Raw genomic sequence first — 2,736 nt, 5'->3', positions numbered from 1 at the left:
ACATCGAATATAAAGGGGGTATCGGGCTGGGTATCAGCTCAAAATCACGAGGAGAAATACCTATATTACAATAAGTTAAATATAATATTCGAGTCCTCTTCTGGGCACCATTTACCCTTCTTGCGGGGTCCCGAAAAGCTTGAACCGCCTCGCACGAGATCAGTCTGCAAGCGGCGAAACCCGGGTCCAGAAATCGTCGAACGCCTTGGCGTCAAAGAAGGCATAGGCTCGCACGATCCGCCCGTCCTTGAGCGTCAGTATCCATGCATAGCTGTTGAGGTAGGGCTTGCCGTCGCGCGCCGTGCCTTTCGCATCGAAATGCGCGACCACCGTGTCGCCGTCGGCGTAGAGCCTGTGCACGCTCGGGATCAGCCGTGTCTGCATCCGCGCGTTGAACGGCCGGATGACCTCGCGCATGAACGCTTCCTTCGAGGGATAGGTCTTGCTGCCAAGCGAATTGCCCGCGATCGTCCACACCGCATCGTCGGCGAGGAGGTCGTAGGGACCGCCCGTTCCTGCGGCCCAGGCGTCCATCGCCTTCGCGATGGTCGCGCGGTTGGTGTCGGCTTCATTGGCCGCAGCCTTTGTCGCCATCGTCACGGCCGCCAGCGCGAGTCCGATCCGGCCGATATTCTTGATCCACTTTGCCATCGTCTCTCTCCCTAATTCAGCGCCGCGACCGCGGCATTGGCCACATCAAAATCCTGGGCGACCTCGCCGCCCGACACACCGACCGCGCCGATCAGCCGGCCTTCGGCATCCTTCACCGGCACGCCGCCCGCGAAGACGATAAGCCCGCCGTTGGTGCGCTCGAAGCCCGGCGAGGTGCCGCCCGGCTTGACGAAGTCGTAAAGCGCCTCGGTGTTGAAACCGAAGAGCGCGGCGGTGCGCGCCTTGTTCAGCGCGATGTCGGCCGAGCCCAGAAAGGCGCCGTCCATGCGGAGGAAGGCCTTCATATTCGCGCCGTCGTCATAGACCGCGATGTTCATCGGCACACCGATCGCTTCGGCCGCCTTGCGGGCGGCGGCGATCGCGGTGTCGGCCTGTTCTTGCGTGATGCTCATCGGAATATTCCTTCTCGCTCGAAATGGGGGTGGCCGCGGCGCCGGAGGGAGGGGCGCATGGCGCCGCGGCCGGGGGCTCGATCAGATCCGGTTCTCCCAGGCGTCGAGCTGGTGCTGTTTCAGCATGTCCTCGATGACCTTGGGCATGACGTTGCGGAATTTGCCTTCGTCGGCGGGAACGACCTCGATCATGCGATCGATCATCTCGGTCGGGTCCATCTTGCCCTCGGGGGTGGCGAAGAAGTCGTCGAAGCCCTTGCGCAGGTCGGCGCGCTTGGTGAAGTTCACGCTGTCGTCGAGCCAACGGAACGGATTGTCCGCCATCGTCTCGTTATAGCCGGTGTAATAGGCGCCGGGGTTGATCGTCTGGACCTTGACGCCATAGGCGGCGAGTTCCTGCTGCATCGCCTCGGCGAAGGCTTCGAGCGCATGCTTGGTCGAAACATAGGTGCCCCAGTTCGCCGGGGTGAACAGCCCGCCCATCGACGAGGTGAAGACGACTTTCTTGCCCAGTGACTTGCCTTCGCGGACCCAGCGCTGGACGATGCCCTGCGTCAGTTGGAGCGGCAGGAAGACGTTGATCTCGTAATTCTTGCGGACGAGGTCGAGCGGGATCTCCCAGACCGGGCCCGCTTCGCCCATGCCCGCGTTGTTCCACAGGACGTCGATGTCCCAGCCCTGCGCCTGGCGGATGTCATAGGGGTCGGTGAGGTCGAGGCGTTCGACGCGGATCTTGTCGGCAAGGCCCAGCGCCGCGACTTCTTCGCGCAGCGGGGTGACCTGCGACGACACCTGCGCGGTCGCGATGATATTGTGGCCGTTCCGGGCCATGCCGATAGCCGCCGCCTTGCCGAAGCCCGAGCCGGCACCGGTGATGAGGATGGTCTTCGTCGTCATGATACTTCTCCTTTTTTGCTTCGGCGCGGGTTTGCGTCCGATGGATTGGAGATAGCCGGGCCAGCACGAGCCCGCCGTTCGCACCTTGCGGCGACTGTTCCGAAATTGCGGTCGCAAGGCGTTCGTGGCAGAATTTCGCCGCTTATCGATTCGTCAGGCTGCTTTCGGAGGGGTTCGGGCAGAGGTGACCATGGCACCCGCCATGCCGGTGATGAAGGAATCCGAGGGTTCGCTCGAGGGGATGGCGCGCATCCTCGACCGGCCGCCCATCACCATGTCCGATGGGTTGCGCGGCGACACGCTGCTGACCGGCCGCTGGCAGCACGGACCGGTACACGACACGCTCGCTGCGCTCCCCGCGCATGTCGTCGTCGCGCATCATGGCGGCGACGGCGACATGAGCCTGCGCGCGCCGGGCGGCATCAACATCCGCGCCCGCTCGCGCGTCGGGACGATGGTGATCATCCCCAAGGGGCAGGACGGCCGCTGGGACATTTCGGGCAATTCGGACGTCAGCCACGTCTATCTGACCCACGAAAGGCTGGCCTCGGCCGCGCTGGAGATGACGAACGGGCGCGAATTCGACCTGCTCCATCGCGTCGCCTTCGAGGACCCGACCGTGGTCAATCTGGTCACGATGCTCAGCAACGAGGCCGCGGCGGGCGGGACCAACTCGCGGCTCTTCGTCGAGCAGGCGATCGACCTGCTCTGCACCCAGCTCGTGCGCGGCCATTCGAGCTTCGGTGCGCTCGCCGATCCCGCGGCAAAGCGCGGC

General features: G+C 64.0%; 3 protein-coding genes and 1 pseudogene. 1 reads left to right on the top strand and 3 read right to left on the bottom strand.

Features of this window, described 5'->3' with window-relative positions; genetic code table 11:
• Nucleotides 1–159: 159 nt before the first annotated feature.
• The 3 genes from VGD20_RS20785 to VGD20_RS20775 all read right to left on the bottom strand — a co-directional run bounded on the left by VGD20_RS20785 (nucleotide 160) and on the right by VGD20_RS20775 (nucleotide 1,961).
• Nucleotides 160–651: a nuclear transport factor 2 family protein gene (locus VGD20_RS20785; RefSeq protein ID WP_331136272.1), complete on the bottom strand. Its 492-nt coding sequence runs from the start codon at nucleotides 649–651 to the stop codon at nucleotides 160–162.
• 11 nt (nucleotides 652–662) lie between these two features.
• Nucleotides 663–1,064 carry a heme-binding protein gene (locus tag VGD20_RS20780; RefSeq protein ID WP_331136271.1) on the bottom strand — a complete coding sequence of 134 codons (402 nt, stop codon included), beginning with the start codon at nucleotides 1,062–1,064 and terminating at the stop codon, nucleotides 663–665.
• An 81-nt stretch (nucleotides 1,065–1,145) separates the two neighbouring features.
• Nucleotides 1,146–1,961, bottom strand: a complete 816-nt coding sequence (locus VGD20_RS20775) for an SDR family oxidoreductase (protein WP_331136270.1) — start codon at nucleotides 1,959–1,961, stop codon at nucleotides 1,146–1,148.
• 190 nt (nucleotides 1,962–2,151) lie between these two features.
• On the opposite strand from VGD20_RS20775, the pseudogene VGD20_RS20770 reads away from it, so the two are divergent.
• Nucleotides 2,152–2,736, top strand: a pseudogene (locus tag VGD20_RS20770) (AraC family transcriptional regulator); the annotation flags it as partial.

This window comes from Sphingopyxis sp. (assembly GCF_036402335.1).
Taxonomy (GTDB): Bacteria; Pseudomonadota; Alphaproteobacteria; order Sphingomonadales; family Sphingomonadaceae; genus Sphingopyxis.
Note: the sequence above shows the minus strand (reverse complement) of the source record. Positions and strands in the feature narration are given on the sequence as shown.

Bases quoted from the DNA above. Each gene is read 5' to 3' on its own strand.
- VGD20_RS20785 (WP_331136272.1), bottom strand. From the start codon at position 651: ATGGCAAAGTGGATCAAGAATATCGGCCGGATCGGACTCGCGCTGGCG.
- VGD20_RS20780 (WP_331136271.1), bottom strand. From the start codon at position 1,064: ATGAGCATCACGCAAGAACAGGCCGACACCGCGATCGCCGCCGCCCGC.
- VGD20_RS20775 (WP_331136270.1), bottom strand. From the start codon at position 1,961: ATGACGACGAAGACCATCCTCATCACCGGTGCCGGCTCGGGCTTCGGC.